The sequence below is a fragment of the Glycomyces xiaoerkulensis genome, from assembly GCF_002798405.1.
Classification (GTDB): domain Bacteria; phylum Actinomycetota; class Actinomycetes; order Mycobacteriales; family Micromonosporaceae; genus Glycomyces; species Glycomyces xiaoerkulensis.
Genome location: NZ_PGGV01000016.1, coordinates 249,757 through 266,849, shown reverse-complemented (window position 1 = coordinate 266,849; position 17,093 = coordinate 249,757). Strand labels below are relative to the sequence as shown.

The following is a 17,093-nucleotide window of genomic DNA, read 5'->3' as shown; positions in this document are numbered from 1 at the left end:
GCGAACGCTCACTTGCGACCGGTCCCTACCCTGTAGGCATGGCTCCGTCCCCCTACCGGCCCGGCGACTCCGAAGGCCGTCGCCCCGACGCCTTCACGATCGGGTCGGTGCTGCCCGAAGCCGGAGCCCCGCAAGGACGCGGGCCGGGACTCTGGCTGATCGGCGGTGGAGTCGTCATCGGGCTCGGCCTGGTCCTGGGCGCGATCCTGTGGATCGCGCAATCGCTGTCCGGCGGCCCCGGACCGACCGATCCGGAGACCACGGCAGAGGCCGCCGGCGGTTCGAGCTCCCCGCCCCGTTCCTCCACCGATCCCGCGGCGGACGACTCCGGCGAGGCGGAGGACCCGTTCGCGGCGGCCGAGGCCGCGGCGACAAGCTTCATGGAGTACATGGTCGGCTGGAGCGACGCGGACGTCGCGGAGTTCGCCTGCAGCGAGGTCGAAGCCGACGACATCGACCAGGCCGCCGCCGAGCTCCAGGACAACCCCGAAATGGCCTTCCTGGACGACATCCGCGTCCACGACTCGTATTACGAGGGCGACGACATCCACGTCGTCATGGCCTTGAACGTCGCCGACGAGGTCGAAACGACCGACCCGCTCGTCGTCACCGAAGAGGACGGGGCCTGGCTCGTCTGCGGCTCGCTCGACTAGAGCATCTCGGTCTCGCCCAGGCGGTAGATCACCGCGTCGTCGGAGCGCTCGACCTCCACGCCGGGCGGATCGGTCTCGAGATCCAGGCGGTCCCAGTCACTACCAGGCAGCCAGTCCGGGATCACCACCACCGTCTCGATGCCGGCCTCCCGGAGCGCTTCGATCGCGCCCGGGTCCGGGAAGGTCGTCGACAGCTCCCTGATGCCGGCCTGCTCGTCCGGAGTGAAGGCGGAGACGCCGTTGGCCATCTCGGGGAAGCCGTCGATGCTCCAATACTGGACCTGCGTGTCGCGGCCGTCCGACGGCAGGAACAGCACCGGCCCGTCCAACTCCGACATCGCCACCGGGGCCGGTTCCGGCTCGTGGTCGTCGGCGACCGTCAGGCCCTCCAGCAGGACCAGCATCAGCGGCAGGAACAGCAGCGCGTGCGCGCGCTTCGGCGCCTTGACCACCAGCCGCCGGTCGACCCGCTGGCTGTGGGCGATCGCGTCGGCGTCGTCGGCGATGCGGGTCAGGATCCCGGCGGCGAGGACCGCCAGCAGCAGCGTCATGTAGATGACCAGCCGCCCGGGCGTCCGGATCGCGTCGAACCCGGGCACGTAGTCGTAGAGCAGCACCCACGTCCAGGCGCCGTCGTCGAGGAAGTTCGGGCCCATAGCCAGCGCGAACGCGACGCCGAGGCCCAGTGCCAGCCAGGCCCGCTGCCGGCGGCGCCACGACGACCACATCAGTCCGGCCAGCGCGAGCGAGAGCAGGGTGAAGCCGACCAGCATCGCCTGCTCCGGCGGCCAGGTCATGTCCTCGCGGGCCGCGGCGTGGGCCTCGCCCCACAGCCGCGACTCGGGCGGGCCGATGATGAAGCTCTGCCAGGTGGGACTGAACCAGGAGATGTAGTCCAGGTCCCGGATCGCCTCCGGGTGGGCGCGGGCGACCACGGCGTGCTTGTCGGCGAGCCACAGCACCCCGAGGCTGAAGACGACGCCGCCGGCGCCGTCGGCGGTGAGCGTCTGCCAGCGCAGCCGGGGCCGCTTGGTCAGCCAGAACATGCCCACGACCACGCCGATCACGAGCAGCAGGTATACGAACGGGACGCCGAGTCCGGCGCCGATGCTGAACTGCCACAGCGCGGTCAGCCATCCGGCGACGATCCACCCGGGGCGCCGGCGTTCGGGCCTGAACCCGTCGCGCAGCGACCAGCCGTGGCCGCGGGCGAGCATCGCCAGCGCCAGTGCGATGCCGCCGCAGGAGAGGACCTGGAGGTGCCCGGCCTGGCCGAGTTTCCAGGGCGCGTAGGCGAAGGCGGCGGCGCCGACGGCGGATCCGGCGACGCGGGCGCCGAGCTGTCGCAGCAGAGCGTAGGCGCCGAGGAACGCCAGCGCGAACGATCCCATGTAGAGGACGTTATAGACGACCAGGGCACTGGTGGTGTCGGTGGCCAGCAGCGCCGCGGGGGCGTAGCCGAGGAGGGTGTCGGTGAACAGGTAGGAGTCGGCGGAGGGCCAGAAGCTGTTGCTGGTCCAGAGGCCGGCCGGGTCCTCGCGCAGGGAATGGCCGAGCCATCCGAGGGTGTAGGTCAGCAGCAGCGGGTCGCCGGTGTCGTGGGGGACGACCTTGTGGATGTCGCGGGCGAGCGGCCAGGTCATGGCGGTGGCGAGGAGGGCGCCGACGAACGCGGCGGCGGTCCGTTCGGAGGTGGCGGCGCGGCGGGCGAGGCGGGCGAGGCGGCGAAGCCACCCGGGGCGGCCCGGGCCGGTCTCGTCGGCGAGGGTGTCGCCGGCGGCCGCGAACCGCTGCCAGCGCGCGGCGTCGGCCTCGGGGTCGGTCCGGTCCGCGGTCTCGGGCGCGGAGTCGGCCGGGGACCCGTCGGCCCCGGGCTCGGGCTCCTCGGCTTCGGGTGCTTTGTCGGTGATCGCCATGAGGGAGGATTCTCGCCGTCTCGGATAGTGGTGTCTCGGCTCATCCTACGGTCGGTCGGCACGTGCGGCTCGGAAGCGTCGGCGCCGCGCCGGATCGGGCAATGAGTCCCGGTGCCGCCCGTCACCTCCGCCCGGCTCGCTCGTTGAACGGTGTTGAGACCTGAATCCCGCGATCGCCGCGGAGCCGTACGCATCCGGATACGCAGTTGGAGAGACGCAGGCATGGGAAGACACACCACGAAGCCGGGGGAGTCGTCGCGAGCTGAGGCGCGTCCGCCGCTGCCCTATCCGGTGGGCGACGGGCGCATCGGCCCTTCGTCGCGGTCGGCGATGGAACGCCGGTCCCGGCGCCGCCGGTCGCGCCTGGCGGCGCTGTCGGCCGCCTCGATGCTCGCCGTCGGCGGCGCGGCCGGCGTGAGCATGGCGACCGCCGATGAACCCGAGGCCTCCTCGAGCGGGGAGATCGCATTCAGCGGCGGCTGCGGCACGCTCAGCCTGGTCGGCCCCAGCTCGCAGCCCGACTCCGAGGAGATCACCGTCACCGAGGGCTCGCGGGTGAGCTACCGCAACGACCTCGGCGTCGGCGCCGAGCTCCACGTAGGCGACAGTGTCTACGAGGTCGGCGCGGACTCGACCGAGCAGTTCGTCATGAACCGGTCGGTCGAGGTCGCGATGGTCCCCGACTGCCCCGGCCTGTTCGCCGAGTACGACTCCGCGCAGGTGAACGTCGTGGCGGCCCCGGCGGACGAGGACGAGTCCGACCGGCCCGAGGGCGACGGCGACTCGACCGGTCAACTGCCCGACCCGGGCGCCGATTCCGGCTCGGACGGGCCTTCGGGCTCCGAGGCGGACGCCGAACAGTCCGACCGGCGGGGCGAGGGTCCCGACCTCCGCGGCGATCAGAGCGACCAGACCGGGCGCGAGGCCGAGGACGGCGAGGACGGCGAAGACGAGCGGGAAGAGCAGACCGAGCAGGACGAGTCCGAGGTGGACGCGTTCGCCCCCTCCGAAGGCGACGAGGCGGGCGTCGACGGCGGTTTCACCCCGGCGAGCGACGAGGTGGCCGCGGTCGACGCCGAGGCGGTCTCGGACGGCGCGAGCGGGCTGCTCGCGCTGGTGGCGATCGTCTGCCTGGTGGGCGTCGCCGCCGCGGCGATGCGCACCATTCTCAAGCAGCGGGCGGCGGCATGACCTCCCGGTCGGCGATCCCGGCGGCGCCGGGGCCCCGGCGCCGCGCGGCGGTGTCTCCGTGAGGCACTGATCCCGGGCTGTCGCGGTGGTCATTTCCTCCCCAGGTCCCACACCGAGAGCCCTGGTCAGTGCCTCACGGTCCCCCTCGGCCGCCGCAGCGGGCGTTGATCCGGCCCGCTGCGGCGGGCGTTTCGTACGCCGGCGCGTGTAGCGTTATTCAAGTGTTACCGCCGGGGCCCTTCGCGTCATCACCCTCGCGGTCGTAAATTGGCACAGACCCGGCTTGTCGCCGAAAGACCTCCTGCTTTAGCGTGGTCCGGAGTCCGGTGTCATCAGTCCTCCCCAGTCAAAAGTCAGGTACCCCACAGTGACCACCAAGCCGAAATCCTCGCGGCGGCTTTGGCCCTTCCTAGCCGTCCCGGCGCTCGCCGTCCTCGTCGCCGCGGTCATCTATGTGGGCGACTTCTCCTCCGAGGACGCGGGCGTCGCCGGCGCCGCGAAGGAAGAGCTCCCGGGATCGCAGGTCGGCGAGTCCGAGCTCGCCGACTCCTCGCTGCGCCCGGACCCGGGCGAGCAGCACGCGGCCGCGCAGGACCAGTTGCAGGCGGCGCTCGACGAGGCCGTCGAGGACTACCTGTCCGAGATCGAGGACCAGAACCTGTACGTGTCGGTCGCGGTCGGCGACGGCGAGTTCGAGCTCGGCTACAACGGGGACGAGCAGCACGACACCGCCTCGATCGTCAAGGTCGAGATCCTGATCATGCTGCTGCGGCACTACGAGACGGTGGAGGCGATCCCGGACTGGGTCATCGGCGAGGCGGAGCGGATGATCAAGGAGTCCGACAACGAGGCCACCAACAGCATCCTGTTCGGCATCCTCGACGGGCACGCCACGATGCGGGAGGCGCACGAGCTGCTGGGTCTGCCCGGCACCGAGCCGCACACGACCGAGCGCTGGGGCCTGACCCAGACCACCGCCGCCGACCAGCTTCTGATCCTCGACTTCGCGCTCTACGAAGGCGTGCTCAGCGAGGCGCAGGCGGAGCTGGCGCGCGGCCTCATGGGCGACCTGGCCGACTTCCAGGACTGGGGCGTCAGCGCCGCGGCCGAAGCGGGCGAGACGGTGTGGATGAAGAACGGCTGGGACACCCGCACGGACCTGGGCGGCGAATGGCTCGTCAACTCGGTCGGCATCATCGAGGGCGAATCGGAGGAGCCGGTCAGCATCGCCGTCCTCACCGGAGGCTCGGCCTCCGAGGAGGCCGGGATCGCCCTGACCGAGGACCTCGCCCGGATCGCGCGAGAGGTCATCGACACCGACCCGTACGCCTGACCGCGAACCCTGGGCCCTATATCCTATAGGATATAGGATGCTCGCTATGAGCGAGCTTTTCTCCGCGCTGTCCGACACCGGGCTCACCCCGGTCACCGACGCCGACGTCATCGCCGCGCACTCGGTCGACCACGCCCGCCTCGTCGAGCCCGGCCGCGCCGCCGCACTGATCCGCGCCCGCTCCACCGAAGAGGTCGCCGCGGTCCTGCGCGTCGCCGCCGAGCGGGCCGTGCCCGTGGTCCCCCAGGGCGCGCGCACCGGCCTGGCCGGTTCGGCCACCGCCGTCGACGGGGCGATCCTGCTCGACCTCTCACCCATGGACTCGATCCTGTCGATCGACCCGGTCAACCGGATCGCGGTGTGCCAGCCGGGCGTCCACAACGCCGAGATCTCGGCCGCCGCCGCCGAGCACGGCCTGCGCTACGCCCCCGACCCGAGCTCCTGGCGGATCTCCACGATCGGCGGCAACATCGCCACCGCCGCCGGCGGCATCTGCTGCGTCAAGTACGGCGTCACCGCCGAATACGTCCTCGGCCTGGAGGTGGTGCTGGCCTCCGGCGAGATCATGCGGTGCGGGCGGCGCACCGCCAAGGGCGTCGCCGGCTACGACCTGGTGCACCTGTTCTGCGGCTCCGAGGGCACGCTCGGGGTCATCACCGAGGCCACCGTCAAGCTCTCCCCGATCCCGCCCGACCGGCTGACCCTGGCCGCCGTCTTCGACACCACCGCCGCCGCCGGCCGCGCGGTCACCGCGATCATGGCCGCCGGAGCCCAGCCGAGCCTGCTGGAGCTGATCGACAACGTCCACCTGCGGGCCCTGGAGGACCTGCGCCCGATGGGGCTGCCGACCGACGCGGCCGCCCTGCTGCTGGTGGCCGCCGACGCCGACCCGAACCTCGAACTGGCCGAGATCGAGCGGCTCTGCGGCGGCGCCGGGGCCGCCGAGGTCTTCCGGGCGACCGACGCCGCCGAGGCCGACGCACTGCTGGAGTCCCGGCGCCAGGCCCTCCACGCGATGGAGCGGCTCGGGACGGTCCTGGTCGACGACGTGGCGGTGCCGCGCTCGCGGTTGGCCGAGGCCCTCGATGGGATCCAGGCCGCCTCGGAGCGGCACGGCGTCGTCATCGGGGTGATCGCACACGCCGGTGACGGGAATCTCCATCCCAATATCGTGGTCGACGCGGACGACGGGGACTCGGTGGCGGCGGGCCGGGCCGCCTTCGACGAGATCCTGGAGCTGGCCCTGGGGCTGGGCGGCACCGTCACCGGCGAGCACGGGGTCGGGACGCTCAAGCGCGAATGGCTCGAGAGGGAAGTCGACCCGGTGAACCTGGCGGCGCAGCGCCGCATCAAGGCCGCATTCGATCCGCTGGGGATCCTGAACCCGGGAAAGATTCTGGCCGGCTGACGAGCCGAAGGCCCTATACCGATCCGTAGCGATTCCGTTACATGATAATGGGGCCGCAGTGCTTGCCCATTCACTGCGGCCCCGATAAAGTGGAGGAGCTCCACTTTTCATTGGCACCGGTCGGGCTGTGCCCGATTGCCCTGACCGGTTATGTGCCCCCGGATTGTTCCGTGCCTCCCAGAAGACTGCCCATGTCCATCTGTTCGGCTTGTCGGCGTGACCGGAACGATTTTTACTATGAGGACCGTCTCTGAGTACGGCCTGTGGCGAGGCTGAGAAAACCCTGGGAATCGATGCCGAACCGTTACGAAGGCACCTCGAATCCGGCGAGTTTGTGCAGCTCAGCCGTGATGTCCGGGCGTTGATCAAGAGCCGCCCCATCGATTGTTGTGATAAACGCCACACCACGGACCGACGAGCTCAGCCACGCCGCCTCGACCCGCTTGAGCTCGGCCGCCGTGATCAGTCGCTCCGCAGTCCGCAGCCCCGCCTTCGGCGCGTTGTCCAGCAGGAACGCGCTCGTCGTCCCCGGCAGGACGCCGCTGGACAGATCCGTGGTGCACAGCGTGTCGCCCTCCAGCCACAGCAGCGAGGAGGTCGGCCCCTCCAGCGCGTAGCCGTCGGCCGAGACCCACAGCGCATCGTCGGCACCCTGCGACTTGGCCCAGCGGCCGACCGCCATCTGCGTCGCGTACGACAGCGCCTTGACCCCGCCTAGAAGCCACGGGGCTCTGCCCCGCGCGTCGGCGTCCACCCCCAGCGAAGCCGTGACCACCCTCAGTCCGTCCCGCCGCGGCAGGGTCCGCTCCCGCGGCACCGGATCGATCGTCGCGAACACCGTCGGCGGGCCGCCGTGCTCCCGCCCGCGGGTAGCGACCAGGCGCAGCGCGCCCTCTCCGGCCGAGCGCTCGCGCCACGCCTCCAGCGCCCGCTCGGCCAAGGCCGCCAGCTCCTCGGCCGGCGGCAGCTCGAACTCCATCCGGCGCGCCGAATTCACCATGCGCGCCAGGTGCCGGTCGAGCAGGAACGCCCGCCCGTCCCGGACGTTGATCGTCTCGAACACCCCGTCGCCGCGGAGCACGCCCAGATCGTCGGCGCACAGGATCGGCTCGTCGGAGTCGACGACTCCTCGGTGCAGTACTGCAGTAACCATTGCCATGGAGTCATTCTCCTCCCGGCGCGAAGTACGATTCACCCATGCCCACCGAAGCCGAGTCAGATACCGAACTGGCGGCGGTGCTGCGCTCCAAAGGCATGCGCATGACCGCGCAGCGGCAGCTCGTGCTCGATGCGGTGCACGAGCTCGGGCACGCGACGCCAGAGCAGATCCACGAACGCGTCAGGGACCACGTCGACGGGGTGAACATCACCACCGTCTACCGCACCCTCGACCTGCTCGAGGAGCTCCAACTGGTCTCGCACACCCACCTCTCCCACGGCGCCCCCACCTACCACCCGCCCGGCGACCGGGGGCACGCCCACCTGGTGTGCCACCGTTGCGGGCGGATCATCGAAGTCGAACCAGCGGTGTTCGCGGACGCGCGCAAGGAGGTGGCCGACCGGACCGGTTTCGTCCTCGACGTCGGCCATGTCGCGGTGTTCGGAACCTGCGCCGAATGCTTGGAGAATCGTCAATGACCGAGACAGCCCCGTCCCCGCTGCTGGAGGTGCCCGGTGCGGTCGCCGACGACGCCGGGCGCATCGCCCGCCACTACGGCAGCCCGCTGGTCGAGCAGCGCAAGGCCGCCGGGGCCGGGGCGATCTTCGACCGCTCCGACCGCGAGATCATCACCGTCGGCGGCGAGGTGCGCCTCGAATGGCTGCACTCGCTGTCGACCCAGCACCTGACCAGCCTCGAGCCCCACCAGGGCACCGAGACGCTGTTCCTGTCGCCCAACGGCCGCGTCGAGCACCACGCCGCCGTCTACGACGACGGCGAGACCGCCTGGCTCGACACCGAGCCGGGCGCCGGCGAGCCGCTGCTGAAGTTCCTGGAGCTGATGAAGTTCCGCACCGAGGTCGACATCCGCGAAGTCAGCTCGGAGTGGGCCCTGCTCACCTACACCTACTCCGAATCCACCGAGGCGCCCGAGCCGGCCCGCCAGCCGGTGCCGGTCGCCAAGTTCGCCTCCAAGGACCTCCAGGCGGTACCCACCGCCGTCTACGCCGGAGCCGCGCTCGACCACACCGCCGGCTGGACCCGCCGCACCGACGCCCTCCGCGAAGGCACCTACGACGTGATGATCCGCCGCGAGGACGTCGCCGAGAACTTCACCGGCCCCGACACCGTCCACGCCGGCTCGTGGGCCTTCGACGCCCTGCGCGTCCAGGCCGGCCTGCCGCGGTTCGGGACCGACACCGACGAGCGCACCGTCCCGCACGAGGTCCCGGCCTGGCTGACCGGCGCCATCCACCTCGACAAGGGCTGCTACCGCGGACAGGAAACGGTCGCGAAGGTCCACCACATGGGCCAGCCGCCGCGGCGGCTGGTGCGGCTGCACCTCGACGGCACCGACGAGCACCCGCCCGCCCCGCGCACCCCGGTGACGCTGGAGGGCAAGGAGGTCGGCTTCGTAGGCACGGCCGTGCAGCACTACGAGGACGGCCAGATCGCCCTGGCGATGCTCAAACGCACCGTCGCGGGCGACCCCGAGGCGCGCCTGACCGTCGGCGACCAGATCGCGACCCAGTGACCGACGAGACTCAGAACGTGAAGCTCATGACCGCGGCCGACTCCGAGGCGGCCGCGTCCTCGAAGAACGCCACCAGACCGGCGTAGTAGGACTCCAGATAGGCCAGGTCGTCCCCGTCGTCGCCCCAGACGCCGGGGTAGACCTCGGCGGACGTCATCGCTTCGGGGTCGAAGTGGGCGGACAGCCGCTCGAACGGCAGCTTCCCGAACCGCTCGGACAGTTCCCGCACCGACTCCGGCGGCCACGAGAACATCGTGCCCTCCTCATCGATGAGGCCCCCGTCCATGAGGAACTCGAGGCCGAAGCCGGCCCCGTCCAACAGGTATTCGATCCCGGCCCACGCCTTGTCGAGATAACCGTCGGGATCGGCCTCGGCGCGGTTCTCGTCCTCCAGCAGGCGCTCGGCGAACTCTGGATCGGCCTCGGCGCGGTCGAGCTCCTCGGGGGTGACCTTGATGAACGAGATGACCTGTCCCACGGCGGATGCTCCTGTTCGTCGGGTTCCGAATCCGGCGCGGACGACCGTATCGGCGAGGTCCGACGGTCCCGCCGCGAAGCCGGACGCGTCTCATCGTCCGCGATCGGGCGGCGAGCGAACGCGCGCGAGGCTAGTCTCCGCGGTATGGCAGCTTCCTATCGCGGCGGCGAACCCGTCGCAGAAATCGTCCGCTCCGGCTTCACCGAGAGCATCCACCGGGGCAGCGTCGCCGTCACCGACGCGGCCGGCCGACTGGTCGGCTCGATCGGCGATGCCCACGCCCCCGTGTTCGCGCGCTCGGCCAACAAGCCGCTCCAGGCGGTGGGCGTGCTCCGCGCCGGCTGGAAACCCGACAGCGACCCCGACCTGGCGATCGCCGCGGCCAGCCACCGCGGCGAACCGTTCCACGTCGCCCGGGTCGAATCGGTGCTCTCCCACGCCGGTCTCGGCGAGGAGCGGCTCCAATGCCCGCCCGACCTGCCGGGCGACCCCGCCGCCCGGCGCGCGGTGGTCGCTGTCGGCGCCGGAGCGCGGCGGGTCTACATGAACTGCTCGGGCAAGCATTCGGCGATGCTCGCCGCGTGCGCCGCGTGCGACTGGGACCTCGACACCTACCGCGAACCCGACCATCCGCTGCAGGACCGGATCACCGCGACCGTGGAGGAACTGTGCGGCGAGTCGGTGACCGCGATCGGCGTCGACGGCTGCGGCGCGCCGGTGCTGGCCGAAACCCTGGCCGGCCTGGCCCGGGCGTACGCCCACCTGGTCGCGGCCGAGGCCGGTACGCCCGAGCGCACCGTGGTCGACGCCATGCGTGCGAACCCGATGCTCATCGACGGCACCGAAGGGGGCGACCACCGCTCGATGGCGGCGGTGCCCGGCCTGCTGGCCAAGGGCGGCGCCGAGGGGCTGCATGCGGTGGCGGTGCCGGGGGTCGGCGCCGTGGCGGTGAAGATCGACGACGGGGCCGGACGCGCCTCGTTGCCGGTGGCGCTCCGGGCGCTGACGACGATGGCCGGATTCGAATACCCGGAGGCGGCCGGGCCGGTGGTCGAGGCGCTGACGTGGCCGGAGGTCTACGGCGGCGGCCAGCCGGTCGGGAGGCTGCGCACCCTGCTGTAGTGGCGCAGCGCTCAACCCGGGCAATACCCGCTCGCCACCTGCGGACGGGACAGGGTAGTATCGTCGCGTCGGCATCGCCGACGTACTCAACGCGAGTGGCGCCTGGGTTCTCAGGTCCGCCGCTCGCGGGCGCGAGTGGCGGAATGGCAGACGCGCTGGCTTCAGGTGCCAGTGTCCGAAAGGACGTGTGGGTTCAACTCCCACCTCGCGCACCGCCCAAAGCCCGGTGGTTCGACCACCGGGCTTTTTGTATGTTCGTGCCCTCCCCTGGGCGTTCGCACCTCCCGGAGGGACCAATGCCGTTCGCTTCCGCGTTAGGCTCGGGGGAGAGGGAGCAGTACACGCCGAGACGACTTTGGGGACGCGTCAGACGATGAGCGAAGAGAACACCGAGCCGGAGCGCGACGAGCGAAGCGAGCACGAGTCGGACGACGAGTTGCTCATCGTCGACGCCGAGGGCAATCCGATCTCGGCCGACGAGGCCGCACGGCAGCTCGAGGCCGCCGGGCAGGAGGGGACCGAGACCGACCCGTCCAAGCTCGTCGCCGAACCCGCCAAGGTGATGCGCGTCGGCTCCATGATCAAGCAGTTGCTCGAGGAGGTCCGCGCCGCCGAGCTCGACGACCGCGGCCGCCAGCGCCTGCGCGACATCCACGCCCGCTCCATCTCCGAGCTCGAGTCCGGCCTGGCTCCGGAGCTGCGCGACGAGCTCGAAAGGCTCTCACTGCCGTTCACCGAGGACGTGACGCCCACCGAGGCCGAGCTGCGCATCGCCCAGGCGCAGTTGGTCGGCTGGCTCGAGGGCCTGTTCCACGGCATCCAGGCCGCGCTGGTGGCACAGCAGATGGCGGCCCGTCTCCAGCTCGACCAGATGCGGCAGGGCGACATGCGGGCCCTGCCTTCGGGCGGCAACGATCTTCCGCCTCAGTTGAGGGCGATCATGGCCGAGCGCGCCGCACGCGGCGACGATCACGATCACCATCCAGGTCAATACCTGTAGTCACGGCCGATGCCATAGACTCGGCCTGCCTTTTCTCGGCGAGGCCCGCGTGCCCGGGATATCGACCAACCCTTCCCACCGCCGGGGTGAGAACCACTGGAGAGCTGAACACGGTGCTGTACAAGACGCTGCAATGGACGGCCGCCCCGACGATCAAACTCATCTGGCGGCCCTGGATCGACGGCAAGCAGAACATCCCCGAGACCGGCCCCGTCATCATGGCGTCGAACCACCTTTCGGTCGCCGACCACTACTTCCTGGGTCTCACCACCAAGCGCCACATCGCCACGATGGCGAAGATGGAGTACTTCACCGGGGCGGGCGTCAAGGGCCGGATCATCTCCAGGACCGTCAAGGCGCTCGGCCAGGTGGCCGTGGACCGCTCCGGTGGACGCCGGAGCGCCGCCTCGCTGGAGCCGTCGCTGAAGGTGCTCGAGGAGGACCGGGTGTTCGCGATCTTCCCCGAAGGCACGCGCTCGCCCGACGGGCGGCTCTACCGCGGCAAGCCGGGCGTGGCGCGGTTGGCGCTGGCCTCGGGTGCGCCGGTGGTCCCGGTGGGGATGATCGGGACCGAGCGGGTGCTGCCGATCGGGGAGTCGCGCCCGCGCGTGGCACCGGTGGGCGTGCGGATCGGCAGGCCGCTGGATTTCAGCCGCTATGCGGGTATGGAGAACGACCGGGTGATCATCCGGGCGGTGACCGACGAGATCATGGACGCCATCCGGCAGCTCACCGGTCAGGAGTACGTCGACAAGTACGCCAAGCGCGAGCGGCCGGGCAAGGACGAACCCGAGTCCGATTAAGACGGTTCGGCGCCGTTGGGCGGCGTGGTCGGGTCGTCGGTCCCGGGGGTCGTCTCGGTGTCGGCGCCCGCGCCGCCGGGGGTCGGCTCGCCGTCCGGGGGCGGTCCGTCGTTGCCGGCCGGCAGGTCGGATTCCTCGGCGATGGTGATCCCGAAGACGGTGACCGGCTGGGGCGGTTCGCCGTCGTAGACGGTCGATCCGGGGACGGCCGCGAGCTCGTCGAGCACTTCGAAGCCGTCGACGACGCCACCGATGACGCTCACGCCTTCGGTGGGGACCGCTTGGCCGCGGATCAGCGTGAAGGCGCTGCCGGCGTCGCCCTTGTCGTCGGTGACCAGGGCTAGCACGTCCGCCACGTCGACTCCGGCCATGCCGACCTCGGTGCGGTGTCGCCATCCGGGCCCGAAGGTGCCGTCCGATTCGGGGTCGTATGCGGGGCTGCCGCATCGCAGGATCGCGTACGGGTTCTCCTGCCGGGTGGTGAGCCGGTCGCATTCGTGGACGTCGTAGTATCCGGCCTCGGCCAGGTGCAGGAAGGCGGCGACACCGCAGGGGGCCACGTCGCCCCACAGCATGACGTCGATGTCGCCGTGGCTGGTCTCGATGGTGACGATCGTGCGGTCGGCGGGCTCGTCGAGGCGCGGCGGCTCGACCGTCGGCTCGGCGTCGCCGGCCTCGACCACACCGCACCGCTCGTGGATGACCTCTCCTGCGGCCGGGGCGTCGTCGCCGTCGTCGCGGAAGGCCAGCCAGGCGACCCCGGCGACCGATCCGGCGGTGAGCGCGAGGGCGCCGAGCCCGGCCAGACCGCGTTTCCATCCTCCTCGGCGCTGCCAAGGGGGCGTGCCGCCGTAGGGGTTGGCGGCTACTGGCTCGTACTCGGTCTCGGCTCCGCTGCCGCTGGACTCCATGCTTGTGCATCGTACGGTGCGTCGTCTCGCGCAAGGTACGCATATGCGACGCATATCAGGCCGTAAGAGACCGCCACACCCACGAGCGCCCCGGGCGCATAGCCGTCGGGCGGCACGACCACGGCGGCGGCGAACAGGCCCGCGAGGTAGCCGACGTTGTAGATGGTGTCGTTGACGCTGAAGACCCGGCCCCGGTATCGGTCCTCGACGCCGCGCTGGATGCTGGTGTCGACGGTGATCTTGATGCCCTGCGAGGCGATGTTGACCAGCAGCACGGCGACCGCGAACATCACCGGTTTCATGGTGCCGGCGAGGGCCGCCACGACCACCGCGCACAGGGCCATGAGCATCACGGCCCAGTTCTTGGGCCCCCATACGCGTGTCGCCCGCGGCGTGACCACGGCGGCGGCGAGCACCCCGAGGTTGCCCATGATGGCCAGTACCAGCAGCCAACTGATGGTGGTGGCCCGGCTCGGGTCGGACTCGACGTTCCAGAAGAAGCCCATGAACAGCGCGATCGCGATGATGAACACGATGCCGTACAGGAACCGGTGGGTGCCCTGGAGGGCCATGATCAGCGCCGGGCCGCGGCGGCGGGAGAGGTGCCTGAAGCCCTGGAGCATGCCGACCGTGGTCGCCGCGACGCCCCGCCACAGGCCGGTCCGCTCGGTGTCTTCGGCGTCCGGCCCGAGTTCGGAGCGGGCGAACGCGGCCGAGACCAGCGTCGCCGAGACCAGGTAGCCGACGCCCGCGGCCAGCGCCAGCATCGAGTAGGAGATGCCGGAGTCGACCAGCCGCGCCACGCCGGTGGTGGCCAGGCCGAGCCCGTAGGCGAGCGCGCCGAGCGTGGAGGCCAGCGAGTTCGCGGTGACCAGTTCGGGCGGGTCGACCACGTGCGGGTGGGAGGCGCCCAGGCCGGCCAGGACGAAGCGGTTGGCCGCCAGCACCACCATCGCGCACAGCACCCAGGTCCAGTCCAGACCGGTGGGGAGGGTCAGGGCCACGACGACGACCAGCGCGGCCCGGAGCACGTTGGCGCCGCCGATGAGGCGGCGGCGGCTGAAGCGGTCGAGCACGACGCCGACGTAGGGTCCCAGCAGCGAGTACGGTCCGAGCAGGAGCGCGACGGCGGCAGCGTAGGCGAACGGGTCGGTGCTGTCACCGAGGGCGGGGTTGAAGAAGACGCTGAGCGCCAGGGACGCCTGGAACATGCCGTCGCCCGCCTGCGAGGTCAGCCGCACGGCCAGCAGTTTGCGGAAGCGGCGGTTCGCAGCGAGGGTCCGGACGTGTCCGTCGGTGCGCATTGTCCGAGGATAACTCCACAGGGTGGTGAGGGAGGCCCCGTTGTTCGCGCCCTCGGGGCCTCCCGTTTCGCAGCGGTCGGGCCGCCGTCACCGGCCTTCGATGAAGTCGTTGACGGCGACGCGGGCGTCCTCGTCGGAGAACTGCTCCGGCGGGGACTTCATGAAGTAGCTCGAGGCGCTCGGCACCGGGCCGCCGATCCCGCGGTCCCTGGCGATCTTCGCCGCGCGGACGGCGTCGATGATGACCCCGGCCGAGTTCGGCGAGTCCCACACCTCCAACTTGACCTCCGCGTTGAGCGGTACGTCGCCGAAGGTGGTGCCCTCCAGGCGGATGTAGGCCCACTTGCGGTCGGACAGCCACGGCACGTGGTCCGATGGACCGATGTGGACGTCGGCGCCCTGCATCTCGTGCGGGATCTGGGAGGTCACCGACTGGGTCTTGGAGACCTTCTTCGAGACCAGGCGGTTGCGCTCCAGCATGTTCATGAAGTCCATGTTGCCGCCGAAGTTGAGCTGGTAGGTGCGGTCCAGCCGCACCCCGCGGTCCTCGAACAGCTTGGCCAGCACGCGGTGGACGATCGTGGCCCCGACCTGGGACTTGATGTCGTCGCCGACGATGGGGAGCCCGGCGTCGGAGAATTTCCGGGCCCACTCGGGGTCGGAGGCGATGAAGACCGGCAGGGCGTTGACGAACGCGCAGCCGGCGTCGATCGCGGCCTGGGCGTAGAACTTGGCGGCTTCCTCGCTCCCGACCGGCAGGTAGCAGACGAGCACGTCGGCTTGGGCTTCGCGCAGGGCGGCCGCGACGTCGACCGGCGACTCGGAGGACTCGGTCACCATCTCCTCGTAGTACTGGCCCAGGCCGTCCAGGGTGGGTCCGCGCTGGACGCTCACGCCGGTCGGCGGGACTTCGGCGAACTGGATGGTGTTGTTCTCCGAGGCGTTGATCGCGCTGGAGAGGTCCTGTCCCACCTTCTTGGCGTCGACGTCGAACGCCGCGGCGAACTCGACGTCGCGCACGTGGTAGTCGCCGAACTGCACATGCATCAGGCCGGGGATCCGGTCCTCGACCGCGGCGTCGCGGTAGTATTCGACGCCTTGCACGAGCGACGAGGCGCAGTTGCCCACGCCGACAATGGCCACGCGTAGCTTACCCATCGCGCATGCCTCCTTTGTCTTGTTTACCTGGTTCTTCATCCTCTGCGGCGGCCTGGACGGGCCGCTGCCGGCCGGCCAGCCGGTCGCCGAATTCGCTTCGCCCCGTGGCATAGCCCTCCTGCTCCGAGGCGATGAGCTCGTTGAGCCACCGCACTTCCCGCTCGGCGGTCTCGAGCCCGTGCCGCTGCAGTTCGAGCCCGTAGGCGTCGAGTCGCTCGGCGGTGCGGGCAAGGGCCTCGCGGATCCGCTCGCGGCGCTCTTCGACCCTGCGTCGGCGGGCCTCCAGGATGCGGAGGCGCGTGGCCGGGTCGGTCCGGGAGAAGAACGCGAAGTGCACCCCGAAGAGGGCCTCGTCCGCGGTCTCAGGGCCGGCTTCGGCCATGAGCTGGGCGAAGTGTTCCTTGCCCTCCGGGGTCAGTCGGTAGACCTTGCGGGCGCGGCGACCGGTGAGCAGCGGTTTCTCTGCGGTGCCCTCTCCTGGGACCTCTTCGACGATGAGTCCGCGCTGACGCATGCGTTTGAGGGTGGGGTAAAGGGAGCCGTAGCTGAAGGCGGCCCTGATGGCCCCCAACAGGGACAGCAGGCGTTTCCGCAGTTCGTATCCGTGCATGGGGGATTCGTGCAGGAGCCCCAGGATGGCGAGCTCGAGCATCGGCGTCCCTCCTTCCACGGGTGAGCCGCGGGCCGTCCGTCGGGCCCGACTGCTCGTCGGCCGTACGATGCCGCGTGTTCGCGGCGGCATCGCGGATCGATCTGACGGTTCGATGTATCGAGCCGATACATCTAGGAATACTTTAGCGACGGGGTCAAATCACGTCAAGGGCGGGCTCGAGACCCTGTTCAGGCCGGCTCTCATCCGCTAAGCTCGGCAGGATCAACCGATCTGGTGGGTTTCTCCTGGCTGGCGTGTGCGAGACTGCGGGACACCGGGTCGTCGAACGAAGGCGACCGCCGATCGACAAAATGCCGCCGCGACCGGGCACCCCCACGCTGGGCGCGGGACCAAGGCGAAGCCGTTTGGCGGCTCGCGAGCGCCGTGACGCTGGCGTGCGGCCATAACCTGGCAAATCACGTGGATGGTTGAGCATGAGCGACTACGGTTATCGTCCGACTCCACCCCCAG

16 protein-coding genes and 1 tRNA gene are annotated in these 17,093 nt (G+C 70.6%); 10 read left to right on the top strand and 7 right to left on the bottom strand.

Annotated features, from left to right (window positions below):
- Positions 1 to 38: 38 nt before the first annotated feature.
- On the top strand, positions 39 to 653 hold the full coding sequence (locus CUT39_RS06915) for a hypothetical protein (RefSeq protein ID WP_100445225.1): 615 nt from the start codon (positions 39 to 41) through the stop codon (positions 651 to 653).
- Here the strand turns inward: CUT39_RS06915 and CUT39_RS06910 are convergent.
- A complete protein-coding gene (locus tag CUT39_RS06910) occupies positions 650 to 2,569 on the bottom strand; it encodes a hypothetical protein (RefSeq protein WP_100445224.1) in 1,920 nt (639 codons plus the stop codon). The genes CUT39_RS06915 and CUT39_RS06910 overlap by 4 nt on opposite strands.
- Positions 2,570 to 2,791: 222 nt before the next feature.
- Here CUT39_RS06910 and CUT39_RS06905 point away from each other — a divergent pair, with 222 nt between their 5' ends.
- The 3 genes from CUT39_RS06905 (at position 2,792) to CUT39_RS06895 (ending at position 6,501) form a co-directional block, all read left to right on the top strand.
- Complete coding sequence (locus CUT39_RS06905) at positions 2,792 to 3,760, top strand: hypothetical protein (protein WP_157930523.1); 969 nt, start codon at positions 2,792 to 2,794, stop codon at positions 3,758 to 3,760.
- A 367-nt stretch (positions 3,761 to 4,127) separates the two neighbouring features.
- Positions 4,128 to 5,093 (top strand): serine hydrolase, encoded by a 966-nt coding sequence (locus CUT39_RS06900; RefSeq protein WP_100445222.1) that lies wholly within the window; start codon positions 4,128 to 4,130, stop codon positions 5,091 to 5,093.
- A 37-nt stretch (positions 5,094 to 5,130) separates the two neighbouring features.
- Positions 5,131 to 6,501 carry an FAD-binding oxidoreductase gene (locus tag CUT39_RS06895; protein WP_408611115.1) on the top strand — a complete coding sequence of 457 codons (1,371 nt, stop codon included), beginning with the start codon at positions 5,131 to 5,133 and terminating at the stop codon, positions 6,499 to 6,501.
- A gap of 304 nt (positions 6,502 to 6,805) precedes the next feature.
- Here the strand turns inward: CUT39_RS06895 and CUT39_RS06890 are convergent, their stop codons facing one another.
- A complete protein-coding gene (locus tag CUT39_RS06890) occupies positions 6,806 to 7,660 on the bottom strand; it encodes an aminotransferase class IV (protein ID WP_100445220.1) in 855 nt (284 codons plus the stop codon).
- Between the two features lie 38 nt (positions 7,661 to 7,698).
- Between CUT39_RS06890 and CUT39_RS06885 the strand changes: the two genes are divergently transcribed.
- Together CUT39_RS06885 and ygfZ are read left to right on the top strand one after the other, a co-directional pair.
- Positions 7,699 to 8,139: a Fur family transcriptional regulator gene (locus CUT39_RS06885; RefSeq protein ID WP_100445219.1), complete on the top strand. Its 441-nt coding sequence runs from the start codon at positions 7,699 to 7,701 to the stop codon at positions 8,137 to 8,139.
- Positions 8,136 to 9,194, top strand: a complete 1,059-nt coding sequence (ygfZ, locus tag CUT39_RS06880) for a CAF17-like 4Fe-4S cluster assembly/insertion protein YgfZ (protein WP_100445218.1) — start codon at positions 8,136 to 8,138, stop codon at positions 9,192 to 9,194. The genes CUT39_RS06885 and ygfZ overlap by 4 nt, the downstream gene beginning before the upstream one ends.
- Positions 9,195 to 9,204: 10 nt before the next feature.
- On the opposite strand, the gene CUT39_RS06875 is transcribed toward ygfZ, so the two are convergent.
- Positions 9,205 to 9,672, bottom strand: a complete 468-nt coding sequence (locus CUT39_RS06875) for a YfbM family protein (protein WP_100445217.1) — start codon at positions 9,670 to 9,672, stop codon at positions 9,205 to 9,207.
- Between the two features lie 144 nt (positions 9,673 to 9,816).
- Between CUT39_RS06875 and CUT39_RS06870 the strand changes: the two genes are divergently transcribed.
- The 4 genes from CUT39_RS06870 (at position 9,817) to CUT39_RS06855 (ending at position 12,597) form a co-directional block, all read left to right on the top strand.
- Positions 9,817 to 10,794 (top strand): asparaginase, encoded by a 978-nt coding sequence (locus tag CUT39_RS06870; protein WP_100445216.1) that lies wholly within the window; start codon positions 9,817 to 9,819, stop codon positions 10,792 to 10,794.
- A gap of 129 nt (positions 10,795 to 10,923) precedes the next feature.
- A tRNA-Leu gene (locus CUT39_RS06865) sits at positions 10,924 to 11,006 on the top strand.
- Between the two features lie 161 nt (positions 11,007 to 11,167).
- Positions 11,168 to 11,794 (top strand): bacterial proteasome activator family protein, encoded by a 627-nt coding sequence (locus CUT39_RS06860; RefSeq protein ID WP_100445215.1) that lies wholly within the window; start codon positions 11,168 to 11,170, stop codon positions 11,792 to 11,794.
- 86 nt (positions 11,795 to 11,880) lie between these two features.
- Positions 11,881 to 12,597 (top strand): lysophospholipid acyltransferase family protein, encoded by a 717-nt coding sequence (locus CUT39_RS06855; RefSeq protein ID WP_232805641.1) that lies wholly within the window; start codon positions 11,881 to 11,883, stop codon positions 12,595 to 12,597.
- Here the strand turns inward: CUT39_RS06855 and CUT39_RS06850 are convergent.
- The 4 genes from CUT39_RS06850 to CUT39_RS06835 all read right to left on the bottom strand — a co-directional run bounded on the left by CUT39_RS06850 (position 12,594) and on the right by CUT39_RS06835 (position 16,622).
- Positions 12,594 to 13,508, bottom strand: coding sequence for a peptidylprolyl isomerase (locus CUT39_RS06850; protein WP_157930522.1), 915 nt, complete (start codon positions 13,506 to 13,508; stop codon positions 12,594 to 12,596). The two genes, CUT39_RS06855 and CUT39_RS06850, sit on opposite strands and share 4 nt — an antisense overlap.
- Entirely contained in the window at positions 13,463 to 14,812 is a 1,350-nt protein-coding gene (locus CUT39_RS06845; RefSeq protein ID WP_100445213.1) for an MFS transporter, read from the bottom strand. The genes CUT39_RS06850 and CUT39_RS06845 overlap by 46 nt, the downstream gene beginning before the upstream one ends.
- 87 nt (positions 14,813 to 14,899) lie before the next feature.
- Positions 14,900 to 15,970 (bottom strand): inositol-3-phosphate synthase, encoded by a 1,071-nt coding sequence (locus CUT39_RS06840; protein WP_100445212.1) that lies wholly within the window; start codon positions 15,968 to 15,970, stop codon positions 14,900 to 14,902.
- Positions 15,963 to 16,622, bottom strand: coding sequence for a PadR family transcriptional regulator (locus tag CUT39_RS06835; protein ID WP_100445211.1), 660 nt, complete (start codon positions 16,620 to 16,622; stop codon positions 15,963 to 15,965). Before CUT39_RS06835 ends, CUT39_RS06840 begins: the two co-directional genes overlap by 8 nt.
- Between the last annotated feature and the right edge of the window lie 471 nt (positions 16,623 to 17,093).

What these genes read in the sequence shown, in the direction of transcription:
- CUT39_RS06915 (WP_100445225.1), top strand. Translation starts at nt 39, where the DNA reads ATGGCTCCGTCCCCCTACCGGCCCGGCGACTCCGAAGGCCGTCGCCCC.
- CUT39_RS06910 (WP_100445224.1), bottom strand. Translation starts at nt 2,569, where the DNA reads ATGGCGATCACCGACAAAGCACCCGAAGCCGAGGAGCCCGAGCCCGGG.
- CUT39_RS06905 (WP_157930523.1), top strand. Translation starts at nt 2,792, where the DNA reads ATGGGAAGACACACCACGAAGCCGGGGGAGTCGTCGCGAGCTGAGGCG.
- CUT39_RS06895 (WP_408611115.1), top strand. Translation starts at nt 5,131, where the DNA reads ATGCTCGCTATGAGCGAGCTTTTCTCCGCGCTGTCCGACACCGGGCTC.
- CUT39_RS06890 (WP_100445220.1), bottom strand. Translation starts at nt 7,660, where the DNA reads ATGGCAATGGTTACTGCAGTACTGCACCGAGGAGTCGTCGACTCCGAC.
- CUT39_RS06885 (WP_100445219.1), top strand. Translation starts at nt 7,699, where the DNA reads ATGCCCACCGAAGCCGAGTCAGATACCGAACTGGCGGCGGTGCTGCGC.
- ygfZ (WP_100445218.1), top strand. Translation starts at nt 8,136, where the DNA reads ATGACCGAGACAGCCCCGTCCCCGCTGCTGGAGGTGCCCGGTGCGGTC.
- CUT39_RS06870 (WP_100445216.1), top strand. Translation starts at nt 9,817, where the DNA reads ATGGCAGCTTCCTATCGCGGCGGCGAACCCGTCGCAGAAATCGTCCGC.
- CUT39_RS06860 (WP_100445215.1), top strand. Translation starts at nt 11,168, where the DNA reads ATGAGCGAAGAGAACACCGAGCCGGAGCGCGACGAGCGAAGCGAGCAC.
- CUT39_RS06850 (WP_157930522.1), bottom strand. Translation starts at nt 13,508, where the DNA reads ATGGAGTCCAGCGGCAGCGGAGCCGAGACCGAGTACGAGCCAGTAGCC.
- CUT39_RS06845 (WP_100445213.1), bottom strand. Translation starts at nt 14,812, where the DNA reads ATGCGCACCGACGGACACGTCCGGACCCTCGCTGCGAACCGCCGCTTC.
- CUT39_RS06840 (WP_100445212.1), bottom strand. Translation starts at nt 15,970, where the DNA reads ATGGGTAAGCTACGCGTGGCCATTGTCGGCGTGGGCAACTGCGCCTCG.
- CUT39_RS06835 (WP_100445211.1), bottom strand. Translation starts at nt 16,622, where the DNA reads ATGCTCGAGCTCGCCATCCTGGGGCTCCTGCACGAATCCCCCATGCAC.